The organism is Enterobacter sp. CCUG 70166 (assembly GCF_020224095.1).
Lineage (GTDB): Bacteria > Pseudomonadota > Gammaproteobacteria > Enterobacterales > Enterobacteriaceae > Enterobacter > Enterobacter intestinihominis.
Map to the genome: position 1 here is coordinate 46,358 of NZ_NRIQ01000035.1, position 20,236 is coordinate 66,593.

Annotated in this window: 11 protein-coding genes; 2 read left to right on the forward strand and 9 right to left on the reverse strand. The window is 58.5% G+C overall.

Translation table 11 applies throughout. The annotated features are described in order from the left end of the window. Positions 1 to 190: 190 nt before the first annotated feature. The 5 genes from narI to CKK19_RS14450 all read right to left on the reverse strand — a co-directional run bounded on the left by narI (position 191) and on the right by CKK19_RS14450 (position 8,629). Entirely contained in the window at positions 191 to 868 is a 678-nt protein-coding gene (narI, locus tag CKK19_RS14430; RefSeq protein ID WP_022648359.1) for a respiratory nitrate reductase subunit gamma, read from the reverse strand. Continuing rightward, on the reverse strand, positions 868 to 1,578 hold the full coding sequence (narJ, locus tag CKK19_RS14435; RefSeq protein ID WP_045308273.1) for a nitrate reductase molybdenum cofactor assembly chaperone: 711 nt from the start codon (positions 1,576 to 1,578) through the stop codon (positions 868 to 870). Before narJ ends, narI begins: the two co-directional genes overlap by 1 nt. Then, the gene (gene narH / locus CKK19_RS14440; RefSeq protein ID WP_063853513.1) at positions 1,575 to 3,110 is read right to left on the reverse strand and encodes a nitrate reductase subunit beta; all 1,536 of its coding nucleotides are present in this window, start codon (positions 3,108 to 3,110) and stop codon (positions 1,575 to 1,577) included. Before narH ends, narJ begins: the two co-directional genes overlap by 4 nt. Next, positions 3,107 to 6,850 (reverse strand): nitrate reductase subunit alpha, encoded by a 3,744-nt coding sequence (locus CKK19_RS14445; protein ID WP_023300281.1) that lies wholly within the window; start codon positions 6,848 to 6,850, stop codon positions 3,107 to 3,109. Before CKK19_RS14445 ends, narH begins: the two co-directional genes overlap by 4 nt. Before the next feature lie 381 nt (positions 6,851 to 7,231). Next, positions 7,232 to 8,629, reverse strand: a complete 1,398-nt coding sequence (locus CKK19_RS14450; protein ID WP_022648363.1) for a NarK family nitrate/nitrite MFS transporter — start codon at positions 8,627 to 8,629, stop codon at positions 7,232 to 7,234. Between the two features lie 309 nt (positions 8,630 to 8,938). Here CKK19_RS14450 and narX point away from each other — a divergent pair, with 309 nt between their 5' ends. Next, entirely contained in the window at positions 8,939 to 10,735 is a 1,797-nt protein-coding gene (narX, locus tag CKK19_RS14455) for a nitrate/nitrite two-component system sensor histidine kinase NarX (RefSeq protein WP_063853514.1), read from the forward strand. Next, a complete protein-coding gene (gene narL / locus CKK19_RS14460) occupies positions 10,728 to 11,378 on the forward strand; it encodes a two-component system response regulator NarL (protein ID WP_003856701.1) in 651 nt (216 codons plus the stop codon). The genes narX and narL overlap by 8 nt, the downstream gene beginning before the upstream one ends. 1 nt (position 11,379) lies before the next feature. Here narL and CKK19_RS14465 read toward each other — a convergent pair whose 3' ends face one another. From CKK19_RS14465 to CKK19_RS14480, 4 genes are all read right to left on the reverse strand, one after another. Next, positions 11,380 to 12,798, reverse strand: coding sequence for a YchO/YchP family invasin (locus CKK19_RS14465; protein WP_023306424.1), 1,419 nt, complete (start codon positions 12,796 to 12,798; stop codon positions 11,380 to 11,382). 174 nt (positions 12,799 to 12,972) lie between these two features. Continuing rightward, positions 12,973 to 15,450, reverse strand: a complete 2,478-nt coding sequence (locus CKK19_RS14470; protein ID WP_063853516.1) for a nitrate reductase — start codon at positions 15,448 to 15,450, stop codon at positions 12,973 to 12,975. Further along, positions 15,447 to 19,433 (reverse strand): nitrite reductase large subunit NirB, encoded by a 3,987-nt coding sequence (gene nirB / locus CKK19_RS14475; RefSeq protein ID WP_074174389.1) that lies wholly within the window; start codon positions 19,431 to 19,433, stop codon positions 15,447 to 15,449. Before nirB ends, CKK19_RS14470 begins: the two co-directional genes overlap by 4 nt. 12 nt (positions 19,434 to 19,445) lie before the next feature. Beyond that, positions 19,446 to 20,234 (reverse strand): ABC transporter ATP-binding protein, encoded by a 789-nt coding sequence (locus CKK19_RS14480; RefSeq protein ID WP_042715167.1) that lies wholly within the window; start codon positions 20,232 to 20,234, stop codon positions 19,446 to 19,448. Between the last annotated feature and the right edge of the window lie 2 nt (positions 20,235 to 20,236).

A 20,236-nucleotide genomic window follows, 5' to 3' on the forward strand; every position in this document is an offset into this window, starting at 1 on the left:
CTCTCCAAAAGCACAATGCCCCATGGTTCTCCCATGCGGGGAAAGATGAGAAGCTTCGACCAGGGTTCGATCCGAGCATAGTGAATTCCGTAGGCCGGGTAAGGCGCAGCCGCCACCCGGCATCCGCACCAAACCCTGGTTCCAGGACAAAAAAAACCCCGCAAATGCGGGGTTGTATCAATACAGCGAATCAGCGACGAGCACGCACGATCTGATATTTGCGCGTCAGGTACTCCACCGGCGCACTCCAGATGTGCACCAGGCGAGAGAACGGGAACAGCACAAACAGGGTCATACCCAGCACCAGGTGAACGCGGAAGATGAACGCCACGCCGTCCAGATGCTCAGAGGCACCACCGCGGAAGGTCACGACAGACTGCGCCCATCCCACCAGCTTCATCATCTCGCTGCCGTCCATATGCTGCGCAGAGAATGGAATGGTCAGCAGACCCAGCGCACACTGCACCATCAGCAGGGAGAGGATCAGGATGTCCGCTCCGGTCGTGGTAGCCCGCACGCGTGGGCTGAACAGACGGCGTTTCAGCAGCAGCAGCCCACCCACCAGGGTCATCACGCCGCAGGCGCCACCGGCGAGCATCGCCATCTTCTGCTTCACTTCAATCGGCAGCCACGCTTCGTACATCCAGTGCGGCGTCAGCATCCCCAGGAAATGACCGGCAAAAATACCCAAAATCCCGATGTGGAACAGGTTTGACGCCAGGTTCATCCCTTTACGATCCAGCATCTGGCTGGAGGCAGCACGCCAGGTGTACTGGCCATAGTCATAACGCAGCCAGCTTCCCACCAGGAACACGGTGCCCGCGATATACGGGTAAATGTCAAAGAAGAACATATTCAGGAAGTGCATTAGTGCTGTCCTCCGTTAGAGATATTCAAATATTGCGGAGCCACCGCTCCGGCAAAACGACGCTGATGCGCGGAGATTTCAGATTCGCCACAGCTCTGGTCAGCAAAGAATTTCACCTGTTCTTCTTCCCAGACGGCATCCAGTGCTTGTGGGGTGTCGTCACGGGCTTCATCCGCAATTTTTTCCGCCACTTTTTGACTGTCAACCGAGGCGTTAGCCAGTTTCACCAGTAGATCGAACAGGACTGCATAATTGCTCTCACGTTGCTGGAGACGTGCGCCGAGCAACGCCAGAATGGGAGCGATGTCCTGCAACCCGCCCAGCGCTTCCTCTTTCGGCAGCTGCGCCAGATATTCCAGGTACAGAGGCAGGTGATCCGGCAGCTCGCGGCTGTCGAGTTGCAAACCGTGCTGCTCGTACTGGGCCATCAGATCCACCATCGCCTGACCACGGTCGCGGGATTCACCGTGAACGTGTTCGAACAGCAATAGAGACGTGGCACGACCACGGTCAAACAGCTGGCTGTAGTCCGCCTGCGCATCAAGAAGATCGCGCGCCAGCAGGTCGCGGAGGAAAACGCCCAGCGTCTGGGCATCCTCTTTATCCAGGTTTTCAGATGACGCGAGTGCATCAAAGAGTTCCTGTTGATGCTGCACAAGCGCAGCATCAGGGTACTCGAGCAGACGCGAAACAATGACGAGTTCAATCATTGGTGCGGCTCCGTTTTGCTGGTCACATCCATCGCGTCGATGCGGTGGCTGTTGAACAGGTTGAATTTGCTGTCTGACCCGTGGCAACCGTCGCCAAAGGTAAAGCCACACCCACTTTTCTCCGGGAAGGCCTCGCGAGCCAGCTCGCGGTGACTGCTCGGCACCACGAAACGATCTTCGTAGTTAGCGATTGCCAGATAGCGGTACATCTCCTGCGCCTGCGCTTCGGTCAGGCCGACCTCTTCCAGCGCGCGGGTATCGTTAACGCCGTCAACGGTTTCCGCACGTTTGAAGTGACGCATCGCCAGCATACGTTTCAGCGCCAGCAGCACCGGCTGGGTATCCCCTGCGGTGAGCAGGTTGGCCAGATACTGAACCGGAATACGCAGGCTTTCCACGTCCGGCAGAATGCCGTTGCTGCCCAGTTCACCTGCGTCAGCCGCAGACTGAATCGGAGACAGCGGCGGCACGTACCAGACCATCGGCAACGTGCGGTATTCCGGGTGCAGCGGCAGCGCCAGCTTCCAGTCCATCGCCATTTTGTACACCGGGGACTGCTGTGCGGCGTCAATCACGCTCTGCGGAATACCGTCTTTCAGCGCCTGCTCGATCACCTTCGGATCGTTCGGATCGAGGAAGACGTCCAGCTGACGCTGATACAGATCTTTCTCGTTCTCGGTGCTTGCGGCATTTTCAATCGCATCCGCGTCGTACAGCAGCACGCCGAGGTAGCGGATACGCCCTACGCAGCTCTCTGAGCAGACGGTCGGCATACCGGCTTCGATACGCGGGTAGCAGAAGATACACTTCTCAGACTTACCGCTCTTCCAGTTAAAGTAGATTTTTTTGTACGGGCAGCCGGTGATGCACATACGCCAGCCGCGGCACTTGTCCTGGTCGATCAGCACAATGCCATCTTCTTCACGCTTGTAGATGGCGCCGCTTGGGCAGGTCGCCACGCACGCCGGGTTAAGGCAGTGTTCGCACAGGCGCGGCAGATACATCATGAAAGTGTTTTCGAACTGGCCGTACATCGCCTTCTGCATGTTCTCGAAGTTCTGGTCTTTGGCGCGTTTTTCGAACTCGCCGCCCAGAATTTCCTCCCAGTTTGGACCGCTGGTAATTTTGTCCATGCGCTTACCGGTGATCAGCGAGCGAGGACGGGCGATCGGCTGGTGTTTGCTTTCCGGCGCGTTGTGCAGGTTCTGATAGTCGTAATCAAACGGCTCGTAGTAATCGTCGATGCCCGGCAGATGCGGGTTAGCAAAGATTTTACCGAGCAGCATCGCACGGTTACCCATGCGCGGTTGCAGTTTGCCGTTGATTTTACGGATCCAGCCACCCTTCCACTTCTCCTGGTTTTCCCAGTCGGTCGGGAAGCCGGTGCCCGGCTTACTTTCCACGTTGTTGAACCAGGCGTACTCCATACCTTCACGGCTGGTCCAGACGTTTTTACAGGTGACTGAGCAGGTATGACAGCCGATGCATTTATCCAGATTCAGCACCATGCCGACTTGTGAACGAATTTTCATTTTACGCTCTCCTGTACCTGGTCATTTCCTTCGCCATCTAACCAGTTAATATTCTTCATCTTACGTACCACCACGAACTCATCGCGGTTTGATCCTACAGTGCCGTAGTAGTTAAAGCCGTAGGCCAGCTGGGCATAGCCGCCGATCATATGCGTCGGTTTCGGCGTAATACGGGTCACAGAGTTGTGAATACCGCCGCGCTGCTCGGTGATCTCTGAACCCGGCAGGTTAACGATACGTTCCTGCGCGTGGTACATCATGGTCATCCCGGCTGGTACACGCTGGCTCACCACCGCACGTGCCGTCAGGGCACCGTTGCTGTTGAACACTTCGATCCAGTCGTTATCTTCGATACCCAGATCTTTGGCGTCCGCTTCGCTCATCCAGACAATCGGCCCCCCGCGTGACAGCGTCAGCATCAGCAGGTTGTCGCTGTAGGTGGAGTGGATACCCCACTTCTGGTGCGGCGTCAGGAAGTTCAGCGCCTTCTCAGGGTTACCGTTTGATTTCGCCCCCATCACCGCTTTCACGGAGCGGGTATCGATTGGCGGCCGGTAAACCAGCAGGCTTTCACCGAAGTCACGCATCCACTGGTGATCCTGATACAGAGACTGACGGCCAGAGAGCGTGCGCCATGGGATCAGCTCGTGAACGTTGGTGTATCCGGCGTTATAGGACACATGTTCATCTTCGAGGCCAGACCAGGTCGGGCTGGAGATAATCTTGCGCGGCTGAGCCTGAATATCGCGGAAGCGGATTTTCTCTTCTTCTTTATTCTTCGCCAGATGCGTATGGTCACGGCCGGTAAATTCACTCAGAGCCGCCCACGCTTTCACCGCCACGTGGCCATTGGTTTCCGGTGCCAGGGTCAGGATCATTTCCGCTGCATCAATTGCCGTGTTCAGCATTGGCTGGCCTTTGGCCGGGCCGTCTGCTTTGGTGTAATTGAGCTTGCGCAGCAGGTCCATTTCGCTCTGGGTGTTCCAGGCGATGCCTTTACCGCCGTTACCGATCTTCTCCATCAGCGGACCGATAGAGGTAAAGCGCTCGTACGTTGCCGGGTAATCACGTTCAACCGGAATAATGTGCGGCGCGGTCACGCCCGGGATCAGGTCGCATTCGCCTTTTTTCCAGTCCTTCACGTCAAGCGGCTGCGCCAGTTCGGCAGCGGAGTCGTGCTGGATTGGCAGCGTCACCACGTCGGTCTCTTTGCCCAGGTGCCCTACACAGACTTCGGAGAATTTCTTCGCGATGTCTTTATAGATTTCCCAGTCGCTTTTTGATTCCCACGCCGGGTCAACGGCCGCAGACAGCGGATGAATAAACGGATGCATATCCGACGTATTCATGTCGTCTTTTTCGTACCAGGTGGCGGTAGGCAGCACGATATCGGAGTACAGGCAGGTACTGGACAGACGGAAGTCCAGCGTTACCACCAGATCCAGCTTGCCGTCCAGACCGTTGTCTTTCCATTCAACTTCTTCTGGCTTCACGCCGCCCTGCTTGCCGAGATCCTTACCCTGAATACCGTTTTCGGTACCGAGCAGGTATTTCAGCATGTACTCATGGCCTTTACCGGACGAACCCAGCAGGTTGGAGCGCCAGATGAACAGGTTACGCGGATGGTTTTTGCCGTTCTCAGGCTGTTCTGCCGCAAAACGGATTGAGCCATCCTTCAGCGATTTCACGGTGTAGTCCACCGGTGACATGCCCGCTTTCTTCGCCGCTTCCGCAATGCGCAGCGGGTTAGTGCCCAACTGTGGTGCAGACGGCAGCCAGCCCATGCGTTCAGCGCGCACGTTGAAGTCAATCAGATGGCCGCTGTAGCGGGATTTATCCGCCATCGGCGACAGCAGCTCCTGCGCGGTCACCGTCTCGTAGCGCCACTGGCTGGAGTGGTTATAGAAGTAGGAGGTGCTGTTCATGTGACGAGCCGGACGCTGCCAGTCAAGGGCAAACGCCAGCGGCTGCCAGCCGGTCTGCGGACGCAGTTTTTCCTGGCCCACGTAGTGCGCCCAGCCGCCGCCGCTCTGCCCGACGCAGCCGCAGAAGATCAGCATGTTGATCAGGCCGCGATAGTTCATATCGAGGTGATACCAGTGGTTCAGACCGGCACCGACGATGATCATGGAGCGACCGTGAGTTTTGTCTGCGTTTTCCGCAAATTCGCGGGCGATACGGGTGATTTGGGCGCGTGGCACACCGGTGATCTGCTCCGCCCAGGCTGGTGTATAAGCCTTCACGTCGTCATAGCTGGTCGCGCAGTTTTCGTCGTTCAGACCGCGCTCCAGGCCATAGTTCGCCATGGTCAGATCGTAGACCGTAGTGACCAGAGCGGTAGAACCGTCCGCCAGTTGCAGGCGTTTAACCGGCAGTTTGTGCATCAGAACGTTTTGCAGCTCAACCTTGTTGAAGTGCTCGGAACCTTCACCACCAAAGTACGGGAAGCCGACATCGGCGATTTCGTCCTGGCTGCCCAGCATGCTGAGGCGAAGTTCTGTCTCTTCACCCGTGGTGCCGTTACGCTGTTCCAGGTTCCATTTGCCTTTTTCGCCCCAGCGGAAGCCGATAGAACCGTTTGGCGCCACCAGCTCGCCGTTGCTGTTGCAGGCGACCGTTTTCCACTCCGGGTTGTTTTCCTGACCCAGCGCGTCCACCAGATCCGCGGCACGCAGCATACGGCCTGCGGCGTAATAGCCGTCACGCTCTTCGAGCATCACCAGCATTGGCATGTCGGTGTAGCGACGCACGTAATCGGTGAAATACTGGCTTGGCTTGTCGAGGTGGAATTCACGCAGCATGACGTGGCCCATCGCCAGCGCCATTGCGGCATCGGTACCCTGTTTCGGCGCCAGCCACAGGTCGCACAGTTTGGCGATTTCGGCGTAGTCCGGGGTCACGGCGACGGTTTTGGTCCCTTTGTAACGTACTTCGGTAAAGAAGTGCGCATCCGGGGTACGGGTCTGCGGAACGTTAGAGCCCCAGGCGATGATGTAGCTGGAGTTATACCAGTCGGCGGACTCCGGCACGTCGGTCTGCTCACCCCAGGTCTGAGGCGACGCTGGCGGCAGGTCGCAGTACCAGTCGTAGAAGCTCAGGCAGGTACCACCGATGAGTGACAGGTAGCGCGCGCCGGAGGCGTAAGAGACCATCGACATTGCCGGGATTGGCGAGAAGCCTGCCACGCGGTCAGGACCGTAAGTTTTCACGGTATAGACGTTGGAGGCCGCAATCAGCTCGTTCACTTCTTTCCAGGAAGAACGAACGAAACCACCGCGACCACGCGCCTGTTTGAAGCTTTTCGCTTTGTCGGCGTCCTCGATGATGGATGCCCAGGCATCAACCGGATCGCTGTGCTGCACTTTCGCTTCACGCCACATTTTCATCAGGCGTTTACGCATCAGCGGGTATTTCAGACGGTTGGCGCTGTAGAGATACCAGGAGTAGCTGGCCCCACGCGGGCAGCCGCGCGGTTCATGGTTCGGCATATCCGGACGGGTACGCGGATAGTCGGTCTGCTGCATTTCCCAGGTCACCAGACCGTTTTTAACGAAAATCTTCCAGCTACATGAGCCAGTGCAGTTTACACCGTGGGTAGAACGGACAACTTTGTCATGCTGCCAGCGTTGACGGTAACCGTCTTCCCAGTCCCGGTTGGTATCCAGAACCTGGCCGTGCCCATCGGCAAAAGTTTCACCCTTCTGTTTGAAGTAGCGAAACCGGTCCAAAAATTTGCTCATCGGGTATCTCCTGTGTGGAGCCTGTGGCTCTCTAAATCGACATTGCTGATTTGCAGCGAAGGTAACGCTATGAAAGATGGTGAGAATTGATAACGATCAAGACGGAGGGGGTCTCTGAGGGGGGGTATTAGATCAAATACCACCAAAGCGGTAGCTGTTAATATTTATTAACTTAATGATTTATATGGATATATTTTATTTATCGTACAATAAGCGGAGCAAAATTTAACATCTTAGGTATTAAGGGGTAGAGACTCCTGTAAAGCGATGGCGATCACAGCGTTACCTGTGTGCGACTACGGGAAACGCTATTAGTATGTTGTAACTATTTAGCGATTAAAAAAAGCGCGGCACTCAGGCCGCGCAAACGGATAATCAAGCTTACTTGTTTTTCTTGGTATTACGGCCATATACCAGCCAGGTGATGACCACACAGGCGATATAGAAGACGAGGAATACCTTCATCGCACCCGCCGGAGAGCCGGTCAGATCCAGTGAGATACCGAACGCTTTTGGAATAAAGAAGCCGCCAATCGCGCCAATCGCAGAGATAAACCCAAGCGCCGCAGCGGTATCGGTGGCGGCTTCACGCATCGCCTGCTCGTCGCTCCCGCCCTGCGCTTTCACGCGGTCCATGGTCAGCTTGCGGAAGATGACAGAGATCATCTGGAAAGTAGACGCACTGCCCAGCCCGGCGGTCAGGAACAGCACCATGAAGACGCCGAAGAAGGCAAAGAAGTTACCTCCCTCACCACCCGCAGGCAGCGTCAGGAACAGCAGTGCACAGAAGATGGCCATCAATACAAAGTTCACCAGCGTAACGCGCGTTCCGCCCAGACGGTCGGAGATCATCCCGCCCAGCGAACGTGCCAGCGCGCCAATAAACGGACCGAAGAAGGCAAACTGAAGGATCTGTACGTCCGGGAACTGGGTTTTCGACAGCATGGCAAAGCCTGCGGAGAAACCGATGAACGAGCCGAAGGTCGCCAGATACAGCAGTGCCATTACCCACAGGTGGCCACGTTTCAGAACCGGCAGCTGCTCGCTCAGGGACGCTTTGGACGCGGACAGGTCGTTCATGAAGAACCATGCCGCCAGGGTAAAGACCACCAGGAACGGTACCCAAATCCAGGAGGCATTTTGCAGGAACAGCACTGAACCGTCGGGCTGCGTCACACCGCCGCCGCCAAACGCCGCAAAGATGGAGACCGAGATCGCCAGCGGAGCAATCAGCTGCATCACGCTCACGCCCATGTTACCCAGACCGCCGTTAATGCCCAGCGCACCACCCTGCTTCGCTTTCGGGAAGAAGAAGCTGATGTTTGCCATACTGGACGCAAAGTTCGCCCCCGCAAAGCCGCACAGCAGAGAGATAATCACGAACACGCTAAACGGTGTAGAGGTATCCTGCACCGCAAAACCGAGCCACACGCACGGCACGATCATGATCCCGGTACTGAAAGCCGTCCAGCGACGACCACCAAAGACCGGCACCATAAACGCGTAAGGAACGCGCAGCAGTGCGCCTGAAAGCGACGGCAACGCAGTCAACATAAACAGCTGATCGGTGGTAAAGGTAAAGCCCACTTTTGGCAGGTTAACCGCAACCGCACTGAACAACATCCAGACGCAAAACGCCAGTAACAGACATGGCACGGAAATCCACAGATTACGACTTGCTATACGGTGGCCGCGCTGTTGCCAGAACGCCGGATCCTCTGGACGCCAGTCTGTAATAACGGCACCAGTTTCCCTTTCGGGAGCGGAAGAGTGACTCATAGACACCTCTGATTCTCGAATGATGCTGCAAACATTAGGGCTTTAGGGCGGCGGTAAGTTGATATAAATCAAAGGAAAAGTGGGAGGTTTTGCGGCGAAAAAAAAGCCATCACTCTTAATGAGTAGATGCAAAACGTAAAAAAGGTGTGGTTTTTCACGGTGCTGACGCATCCCTGCTTCGTCCACCCACTAACCGTTACCTCTCTGGCAATTTAGAGGTAATCCTTTATTGGTATGGGTATACTCCAGGGTATGCACCAGAATAGCGCCATTCCTGCAATCAGGTCACGTCAGGAGCCCGGCAACTCTATGTTAAAAAGATGTTTATCTCCGCTGACGCTGGTTAACCAGCTGGCGCTTATTGTTCTGCTGTCCACCGCTATCGGTGTGACCGGCATGGCTATTTCTGGCTGGCTGGTACAGGGTGTGCAGGGTAATGCGCATGCCATCAACGAGGCAGGCTCGCTACGTATGCAGAGTTACCGGCTGCTGGCGTCGGTGCCGCTGACACAGGCTGACCAACCGCTTATCGACGAAATGGAGCGTACCGCATTCAGCCCTGAACTGGAAAGAGCCGCCATCCGTGACGGCCAGCAATCTCAGCTTAAGGCGCTTCAGGGCTACTGGCATACCCAGCTGAAGCCCGGGTTAAAGCGGGCGGAAGACCGGGAAACGGTCGCCCAGGATGTCGCCGGGTTTGTTTCACGCATCGATCATCTCGTCTCCTCGTTCGATCGCACCACAGAGTTACGCATTGACCGCGTGGTGATGGTTCACCGCGCAATGGCGCTGTTTATGGGTTTGCTGCTGATTTTCACGGTTATCTGGCTGCGCGCGCGGTTGCTTAACCCCTGGAAGCAACTCCTGGCAATGGCCCGCGCCGTCACACAGCGCGATTTTACCCAACGCACGCACATCAGCGGGCGCAACGAAATGGCGATGCTCGGCGAGGCGCTCAACACCATGTCGGCGGAACTATCTGAAAGCTACGCGGTACTGGAAAAACGCGTCCAGGAGAAAACCGCCGGGCTTGAGCAGAAAAACGAGATCCTCTCTTTCCTCTGGCAGGCGAACCGTCGCCTGCATATGCAGGTACCGCTTTGCGAGCGTCTCTCGCCGGTACTGAACGGCCTGCAAAACCTGACTCTGCTCCACGATCTTGAGCTACGGGTTTATGACGTTGAAGATGAGGAAAACCATCAGGAATTTACCTGTCAGTCGGACGTCTCCTGCGACGATAAAGGGTGTCATCTGTGCCCGCGCGGCTTGCCGCCGCTTACCACCAGCGGCACGACCCTCAAGTGGCGGCTGATGGACAGCCATACCCAGTACGGTATTTTGCTGGCCACCCTGCCCGCCGGACGTCATCTGAGCCACGACCAGCAGCAGTTGGTCGATACTCTTGTAGAGCAGCTCACGGCCACGCTGGCGCTCGACCGTCACCAGGAGAAACAGCAGCAGCTGATCGTGATGGAGGAGCGCGCCACCATCGCCCGCGAGCTGCACGACTCCATCGCCCAGTCCCTCTCCTGCATGAAGATGCAGGTGAGTTGCCTGCAAATGCAGGACGAAGGCATGCCCGAGAGCAGCAAACAGCTGCTCAGCCAGATCCGCAACGAGCTTAACACCTCGTGGATTCAGCTTCGCGAGCTGCTGACCACCTTCCGTTTACAGCTCACCGAGCCGGGGCTACGCCCTGCGCTGGAGTCCAGCTGTCAGGAATTTAGTGCCAGGCTGGGCTTCCCGGTGAAGCTGGATTACCAGTTGCCACCGCGTTTTGTCCCCTCTCACCAGGCGATCCATTTGCTGCAAATTGCCCGTGAAGCCCTGAGCAACGTGCTCAAGCATGCCGAGGCGACGGCCGTCACGGTCACCGTCAGCTGCCAGGATAATCAGGTGAAGCTCAGGGTTCAGGATAACGGCCGCGGCGTGCCGGAAAATGCCGAACGAACGAACCATTATGGTTTAATCATCATGCGAGACCGCGCGCAAAGCCTGCGCGGTGATTGCCAGGTTCGCCGGGGAGAGTCAGGTGGCACCGAAGTCGTGGTCACCTTTATACCCGAAAAGCCCCTCATAACTGCTCAAGGAGAAAACCATGACTAATCAGGAACCGGCATCTATCCTGTTGATTGACGATCATCCGATGCTGCGCACTGGCGTTAAACAGCTTGTCAGCATGGCGCCCGATATCACCGTCGTCGGGGAAGCCAGCAACGGCGAACAGGGTATTGAACTTGCCGAATCGCTCGATCCTGATTTGATCTTGCTCGATCTCAACATGCCGGGCATGAATGGCCTGGAAACCCTCGACAAGCTGCGGGAGAAATCCCTCTCTGGCCGGGTGGTGGTCTTCAGCGTCTCAAACCATGAAGAAGACGTGGTCACCGCCCTCAAGCGGGGGGCAGACGGCTATCTGCTGAAAGATATGGAGCCGGAAGATCTGCTCAAGGCGCTGCAACAGGCTGCCGCAGGCGAGATGGTGCTGAGTGAAGCGTTAACGCCGGTACTGGCCGCCAGCCTGCGTGCGAACCGCGCCACGTCTGACCGTGACGTCAGCCAGTTGACCCCGCGCGAGCGCGACATTCTGAAGCTGATTGCTCAGGGTCTGCCGAACAAAATGATCGCCCGCCGTCTGGACATCACCGAGAGCACGGTCAAAGTGCATGTCAAACACATGCTGAAGAAAATGAAGTTAAAATCCCGCGTCGAAGCCGCCGTCTGGGTGCATCAGGAGCGCATTTTTTAACTTACTCATCCGGCAGCAACTTCCACCGTGGATCGTCGGCAGGCATTGCGACGAGCGGTTGCACCACGGAAAGCGTGATCTCATTGGAGGAGACACGCTGCCCATCCTTATCTTCCACCACGGCCGTAAGCCGCCATTCGTTTTTCGCCCCTTCCGCGTCGTTCCAGGCGGGCATGATTATGCTCCAGCCATCGCTGCTGTTGCTGTTTGCCGGTGAGGTCAGGCTGAGCGCCTGGGTATCACCCAGCCAGTGGATCTGACGGATACCGTGCGTGCTGCGAATTTGCAGCTTCAGCATCACAGTTTCGCCTGGCTTAAGATCCCACGGCGGCGTGGCCAGATAGACCGAGAGGGTTTTACGCTGACGGAATTCCATCACGGGCAGATTATCACGCTCAGGTGAATCATAGCGGCTACCCCGCAGCGAGCGCGTCGCCGCCACTTCCCCGGCGGAAAGCTGTTTCGCCAGCGGCACGCCAAAGCGATAGTTGAGCTTCAGCCCGAGGTTATTCTGGCTAACGCCGCTCTCCCCCTGCTTATGGGCAGCCGTCAGGGTGACCAGCGGAACGGGGGTATAATTCAGCCCCAGGTTGACCGCAACCGGGTTGTGATACCCCGTACCGCTGTTAAACAGATCGACGTTATCGCCAAAATACTGTTCAAAGCTGACGCTGGTGTTCAGGTGATGAAACCAGGGAAGCCAGGCTTTGGCCGTTACGTCGTACCCGCGCGCCATGCGCTGCTCCCGGATGTCGGAACGCGGCTGCCAGCCAGCGAACGGCTGGTAGTAATTGGCCGACAGGCGAAGGTTTTCGCCCCACGCCTCTGCGCCCAGTCCGGCACGTTGCAGGTTGTCTTCCAGCAGGTTGTCGTAAAAAGTGTTGTAGCCCAGCAGCCAGTTTCCGGCAACCCAGCGCTGCCCGATCCCGACGTTGCTCACCAGCCCGTCTGTCTGCTGCGTCAGGCCAAGCTGGCTCCAGCTCAGATAGCGGGTGTTGTCGTTCCAGGGGATAAACCAGCTTCCGCTGCTGCCGTTAAAGTTGCCGTCGTCATCCACCAGTACATTGACGTTGGCGTTACCCCAGGGGGAAAGCCAGGATTCAATCTGCTCGTTGACTTCCCCGCTGACGGCATCCCGCACCTTGCCAAACGCGAACTGTCGCGCCTGCTGACCGGCCGTCAGGCCGTTATCGATCATACTGGCTTCACCGAAGGCCTTTGCCATTTCAGCCAGGTGCTTTTCGCCTTCGGTAGTCGGTTGCGCCATACCGAGATCCGGCAGACTATCGCCGTTGTTATCAAACGGATTTTGCGCCTGCTGCACGAAGGATTTCGGCGCACCGTGAACGGCTCCAGCCGTAAAAAGGGGGAGTAACAGCAAAAAACGGATGCGGGACGATACAGCCTTCAACGTCGTCAATCAGAACCTGTGTTTATGAACAAACACTTATTATGTTAACGCCATAAGCCCTGAAAACCAGTCTTAACAGAAATTTCAGGAATATCCTGAACAGAATTGTCGGGTGGCGGCTTCGCCTTACCCGACCTACAAATTCGTGCCGGTGCGAAGCCGCCACCTGACGCCTTTACACTATTATCCCAACAACCCTTTCAGCTCCGGCAGGCAGGAGCCGCAGTTCGTACCGCAACGCAGCTTCACGCCCAGCGCTGCGGCAGAATTACAGCCTCCGGCTATCGCCTTACGTATCGTATTTTCACCCACGCTAAAGCAGCTACAGATAATTCGCCCGGGATCGGCATCTTCGCCCGGCCGTTGTCCCTGCAGCAGCGCGTGGCGTTCAGCGAGTTGTACGGGCGCAGCAGCAAAGGCTTCTTCAATAAACGCATGCGCCAGCGCCGGCAGCGTCTGGCCCTCCCAGTAGCCCAGCATCAGCTCGCCGTGATGCCAGGCGAGCACGCTGCTGCGTTCTCCCGTCTGTGCCACCTGTAACTGCCAGCCCCGACCGCTGGCGTACGCCATGACCCACGACAGCAACGGCTGCTCCCCCGCCACCGTCAGACGTGAGGCTTTACGCCACCAGCAGACCGACAGCGGCAGCGCTGGCAACTCGCGGGCATACAGCTCCCCCTGCCAGGCGGGTAGCCAGGGCAGGATCCTCACCGCGGTTTGTTTACTCTCCGGCTGGCCGGACCAGGCATCAACCCGCCCTTCCACCAGCGCGTTGACCTTCCCCTGCCGGGCAAACTGCGCGTTCCAGTGCATCGGCGCAAACAGCTCGCCCGCACGCTGTGCGGTAGAGATACGTACTCTGGCAACCATGACCCCGCGCGGGGAGCTTATCCGCACCAGTTGGCCGTCAGTCAGCCCCGCGCGCGCCGCATCGGTTGCGTTCATCTCAATAAAAGGCTCATCGATATGCTGCATCAGGCGCGGAACATACCCTGTGCGCGTCATGGTGTGCCACTGATCGCGGATCCGCCCGGTATTCAGTATCAAGGGGTACAATTCGTCGACGCCTGCCCCATGTGAGGAAGGATCAACCGGTACAAGATTTCTTTGCGGGAAATCACCGGCATGCCACTGATAAGGCGCCAGCTCGTCCCACGCCTCTCGCGACAGCGACGCCAGTTCGCGCAGGTTTAGCGCCCGTTCGCCGTTATTTTCAAACGCCGTCAGCGCCGCATGTTCACAAAATATCTCATGAGGGTGTTCCCAGGCGAAGGCATCGCCATAACCGAGCTGCTCTGCGATCCGGGCGATGATCCACCAGTCCGGTCTGGCCTCGCCCGGCGCAGGCAGAAACGCGCGCTGGCGAGAAATACGCCGCTCGGAATTGGTCACCGTTCCGTCTTTTTCGCCCCAGCCCAGGGCGGGAAAACGGATATGAGCAAACCGGCTGGTGTCCGTCTCCTGCATCACCTCAGATACTATGACCAGCGGGCAGGCTGCCAGGGCCTGGCACACCGCGTGGCTGTCGGGAAGTGACACGGCAGGATTGGTGCCCATGATCCACACCACCTTCACTTCGCCGCGGGCAATCGCGTCAAACAGCTCTACCGCCATCAGCCCCGGCGTTTGTGCCAGCCGCTCGGTTCCCCAGAAACGCGCCACGCGCGAAAGATCGTCCGGCTCGAAGTTCATGTGCGCCGCCAGCTGGTTCGCCAGCCCACCCACTTCCCGCCCGCCCATGGCGTTTGGCTGTCCGGTCAGCGAAAACGGGCCGCAGCCCGAACGATTGAACTTCCCGCTGGCAAGATGCACGTTAATGATGGCGTTACACTTGTCGCTGCCGCTGGAGGACTGGTTGATCCCCATGGTGTAGAGCGTGATCGCGCGTGGCGCAGTGACAAACCAGTCGTAGAAGGTGCCAATCTCGTCTGAAGGCAGATCGCAAAACGCGGCCACGTGAGGAATCGGCCACTCGCCGCTCCCCTGAATCAGATTGAGCAATCCCACAAACAGCCCGGCGTCGCTGCCGGGCTTAAGCGCCAGATGCAGGTCAGCGACATCGCAGGTGGCGGTTTTGCGCGGATCGATCACGACCACTTTCATCTGCGGGTTGCTGCGTTTTGCCTGCACCAGCCGCTGATACAGCACCGGATGCGTCCAGGCCGCGTTTGAGCCAACGAGTACCACCAGATCGCTGTTTTCCACGTCCTCGTAGCTGCACGGCACAATGTCTTCACCGAAGGCGCGTTTGTAGCCCACCACCGCTGACGACATGCACAGCCGCGAGTTGGTATCAATGTTCGCCGCCCCGATAAAGCCTTTCATCAGCTTGTTGGCCGCATAGTAATCCTCGGTCAACAGCTGGCCGGAGGCATAAAACGCCACCGCCTGCGGCCCCCATACGTTGATGATCTTCCGTAGCCGCTCGCCCGCTTCACCCAGCGCCTGCGGCCATGCCACCTCTATGCCGTCAACAACCGGGCGCAGCAGACGTCCCTGCAACCCCGTCGTTTCCCCAAGGGCAGATCCTTTTACGCACAGGCGACCAAAGTTCGCCGGATGAGTTTCATCCCCACGAACGCTTACCGCGCCATCTTCCACACTGGCGACCACACCGCAGCCCACCCCGCAGTAAGGGCACGTTGTACGGGTTTCCGTCATGAGGCCTCCGCACGCATCACCAGCTCTTGGCTTCCAACCCAAACCTTGCCGTTTTCAATTTTTACCGGCCAGGCGCGCACCACGGGTTCGCCGTTCTCCACCTGACACCCATCGCGCAGACGTATGCGCTGCTTGTAAAGCGGGGAAATCACCACCGGCTCGCCCGCTGCATCGCCAAGGATGCCGCGCGAAAGCACGTTCGCGCTGCTGCCCGGCTCCAGGTCGTCCAGGGCATAAACGGACGTTCCAAAGCGGAACAGCGCAATCGGTTTTCGGCCAAGCCGCGCGCCGATGCCAGCCTGCTCGGGGATATCATTGATGCCGCAAATTTCCTGCCAGCGCTTGCTCTCCGCCGCGGCAGGGACATTCACCGCGGTGCGGAACAGCGCCAGGCGATCAGGATCGTTGAGGGTGGTTTGCCATTCGCACTGATAGGTCTCCACCACCCGGGCCATCTCCTGCTCCAGCTCGTGGGCGATCCCCAGGCTGTCGTTGAGGATCACCTCGCGCAGATAGTCGAGGCCGCCTTCCAGGTTATCCATCCAGGTACTGGTGCGTTGCAGACGATCTGCCGTGCGAATGTAGAACATCAGGAAACGGTCAACGGTGCGGATCAGCGTTTCGTCGTCCAGATCGCTGGCAAAGAGATCCGCGTGGCGCGGCTTCATCCCGCCGTTGCCGCACAGATAAAGGTTCCAGCCCTTGTCCGTGGCAATCACCCCCACGTCTTTGCTTTGCGCCTCTGCGCACTCACGGGTACAGCCGGAGACCGCCATTTTGATTTTGTGCGGCGCACGTAACCCCTTGTAGCGATGCTCCAGTTTGACCGCAAGGCCGGTGGAGTCCTGCACGCCATAGCGACACCAGGTCGACCCGACGCAGGATTTCACCGTGCGCAGGGATTTCCCGTACGCATGTCCGGTCTCAAATCCGGCCTCCACCAGCGCCTGCCAGATTTCCGGCAACTGTTCGAGCGTGGCGCCAAACAGGTCAATACGCTGTCCGCCGGTGATTTTGCTGTAAAGGCTATAGCGTTTCGCAATCTGGCCGATGGCGATCAGCCCGTCGGCCGTCACTTCCCCGGCGGGCATGCGCGGCACGATGGAATACGTTCCGTCCTTCTGAATATTGGCAAAGTAGCGGTCGTTGGTGTCCTGCAGCGGCAGATGCGCCGGTTTCAGCAGGTATTCGTTCCAGCAGGAGGCCAGAACTGATCCCACCAGCGGTTTACAGATCTCACAGCCGTGCCCTTGTCCGTAACGGCTGATAAGCTGGTCGAAGGTCCGGATATGGTTGACGCGCACCAGGTGGTATATCTCCTGACGCGAGTACGGGAAGTGCTCACAGATATCTTTTTTCACCTCCACGCCCTGCTCCGCAAGCTGGAACTCCATCACCTGCTTCACCAGCGCGCTACAACCTCCGCAGCCGGTCGCCGCTTTGGTGCACTGCTTAATGGCGCCGATATCCGTTGCGCCCGCACTTACCGCCAGGCAGATATCCCCTTTGCTGACGTTATGACACGAACAGATCTGCGCGCTTTCCGGCAGCGCCGCCACGCCCAGCGCTTTCGGCGCGCAGCCTGACGACGCGGGTAAGATCAGCGTTTCCGGCTCTTTTGGCAGACTAATGCCGTTAAGCATCATCTGCACCAGCGTGGCGTATTCGCTGGCATCGCCCACCAGCACGCCACCCAGCAGGGTTTTGCTGTCGTGACTGACCACAATTTTTTTGTAGATTTGCTGCGGCCCGTGCGTCCACTGGTAGCTCAGCGCCCCCGGCGTGCGCCCGTGGGCATCACCAAACGACGCCACATCCACCCCCAGCAACTTGAGTTTGGTACTCATATCCGCGCCGGTGAAGCGCTTCTCCTCACCCGCCAGCACAGCGGCAGCCACGCGCGCCATCTGGTAGCCCGGGGCCACCAGGCCAAAGATTTTCCCCTCCCACAGCGCGCATTCCCCGATGGCAAGCACGTCCGGATCGGAGGTCCGGCAGCCGTCGTCAATACAGATCCCGCCGCGCTCGCCAATAGCCAGCCCGCTGCTGCGTGCCAGCGCGTCCTGCGGACGAATACCGGCAGAGAAGACGACCATGTCCGTTTCCAGCTGTTCACCATCGGCAAAGCGCAGTACCAGCCCGTCGTATGCGGTGGCAATCTCCGTCGTCGATTTACTGGTGTGTACCCCTACGCCCAGCGCCTCAATTTTCTTGCGCAGCATTGCCGCACCGTCGCTGTCGAGCTGCACCGCCATCAGGTTCGGCGCAAACTCCACCACGTGGGTTTCCAGCCCTAGCTGCTTAAGCGCATTCGCCGCCTCCAGCCCCAGCAGGCCGCCGCCAATTACCACGCCGCGGCGAGAGCCTGCCGCATGGGCCGCAATATTGTCCAGATCGTCGAGGGTGCGGTAGACAAAACAACCCGGCAGATCGCTGCCCGGAACGGGCGGTACGAACGGGTACGAGCCGGTCGCCAGCACCAGCTTATCCCAGTGGGTTTCATGGCCGCTGGCGGTACGCACAACGTGTGCATCACGATCGATAGCGACAATCTGCTGCGAGAGGCGCAGCTCTATACCGTTATCGGCAAAGAACTCCCCCGCCACCAGCGAGAGCGAGTCCGCGCTGCGTCCGCCAAAATATTCCGACAGATGCACGCGGTCATAGGCCGCATAGCGCTCTTCGCCAAAAACAATAATCTGATACTGCTGATGCAAATTGCGGTTAACGCAGTCTTCGAGGAAATGATGGCCGACCATACCGTGCCCAACCACCACCAGAGTAGGTTTTGTCATAGCGTTCTGTCCTGCAACCTGCGGTTGCGTTGTGAAACGATCGAACAGCCAGTCCGCGTGGGCGGGCGCAGCCGTTGCCAGTAAATCGGTAAAGGTTGCCGCACTGCGGCAGTCACCCAGCAGCAGCACGCCAGCCAGCGCCCCCTGATGGATCAGTAAACGTCGATAGTGACGGGTCAGCGGATCCCATGAACTCCATACCACATCGTCCGCCTGCGCCGTCGCGCGTCCGAGGCTGAACAGCTCCACGCCGGTCACCTTAAGACGCACGCCGTTGTCGGTCCGGGTAAACGGCGCGGTGATCTCCCCGGCCAGCCGCGCGGCGAGAATATCCGCCTGCGCCAGACAGGGGGCGACCAGGCCAAATGTCTGGCCGTCAATTTCACAGCACTCGCCGATGGCGTAGATATCCGGCACGGAGGTTTGCATCTGGTGATCCACCACGATGCCGCGCGCGCAGTGAATGCCGCTGGCTTTTGCCAGCGCAACGTTGGGTTGTACACCCGTGGCCAGCACCACGCGCGCGGCGGTGACGCTGTGCCCGTTGAGTAGCGTCACGCTCTTGCCGTTAATCGCCGCGATGCCAGAGGCGAATTCACAGCTAACACCCCGCGCCGCCAGCGCCTCTTCAAGCAGCAGTCCCGCCTGCTGATCCAGCTGCTGTTCCATCAGCCAGGGACCACGATGGATAAGCGTGACGTTGTCACCGTTGCGCGCCAGCGCTGCCGCTGCTTCCACGCCAAGTACGCCACCGCCCAGCACTACCGCCGGACCGGAGAGGTTCTGGATGGCGCGGGTCTCTGCCAGGGTGCGAAAGGTGAACACATGCGGCGCATCGCCGCCGGGGATCGGCGGCACTACAGGGGTAGACCCGGTGGCAAACACCAGCGCATCCCAGCCCAGCGTGCGAGCAGAGGTACGCACTTTACGCGCGTTAACGTCTACTGCGAGCACCGTTTCTCCTCGCAGCACCGTCACGCCTCGTGCCGTGTACCAGTCTTCATCGTGCAGACAGATGTGCTCCGCCTGCTTTTCACCACTCAGCACCGGCGAAAGCTGGATGCGGTTGTACGCCTGCTCCGGCTCGTCACCGATGACGGTGATAGCAAAACGACCGGTCACACGCCCGGTGAGCGATGCAATCAGCCGGGTTGCCGCCATACCATTACCGATAATGACCAGTCGCATCGTGCCCCCTCATTACGCCGCTTTCGGCTGTTTTTCGTAGAGGAAATGGAGGATCTGCTGGCGCATGTGGTGATAGCGGCTATCGTCCGCCAGCTGCACCCGGTTGCGCGGGCGCGGCAGATCGACGCGCAGGATCTCACCCACGGTGGCCGCCGGGCCGTTGGTCATCATCAGTACGCGGTCAGAGAGCAGTACCGCCTCGTCCACATCGTGGGTGATGAGCACGATGGTGGTGTTCAGCGCCTGCTGGATCTGCATCACCGAGTCCTGAAGATGGGCACGCGTCAGCGCATCGAGCGCGCCAAACGGCTCATCCATAAGCAGCACTTTCGGCTTCATTGCCAGCGCCCGGGCAATACCGACGCGCTGCTTCATACCGCCGGAGATCTCCCCGGGGCGCTTATGCAGCGCGTGGCCCATCTGCACCCGGTCGAGATTGTGCTCAATCCACTCTTTGCGCTCGGCCTTACTCATGGTGCGACGGAAGACCTGATCCACCGCCAGCGCCACGTTGTCGAAGCAGGTTAACCACGGCAGCAGCGAATGATTCTGAAACACTACCGCACGCTCAGGCCCCGGCCCGGCGATTTCGCGGTTGTCGCAAATCAGCCCGCCTTCCGTCGGCAGCGTGATCCCGGCGATCAGGTTTAACAGCGTCGACTTGCCGCAGCCGGAGTGACCAATCAGACTGACGGTTTCGCCCTCGTGGATATCAAAAGAGACGTTTTGCAGCGCCAGAAACTCGCCGCTGGCGGTGGAAAAACGCTGGCTCACGGCCTGGACCTGAATTAAAGGTTTCATCT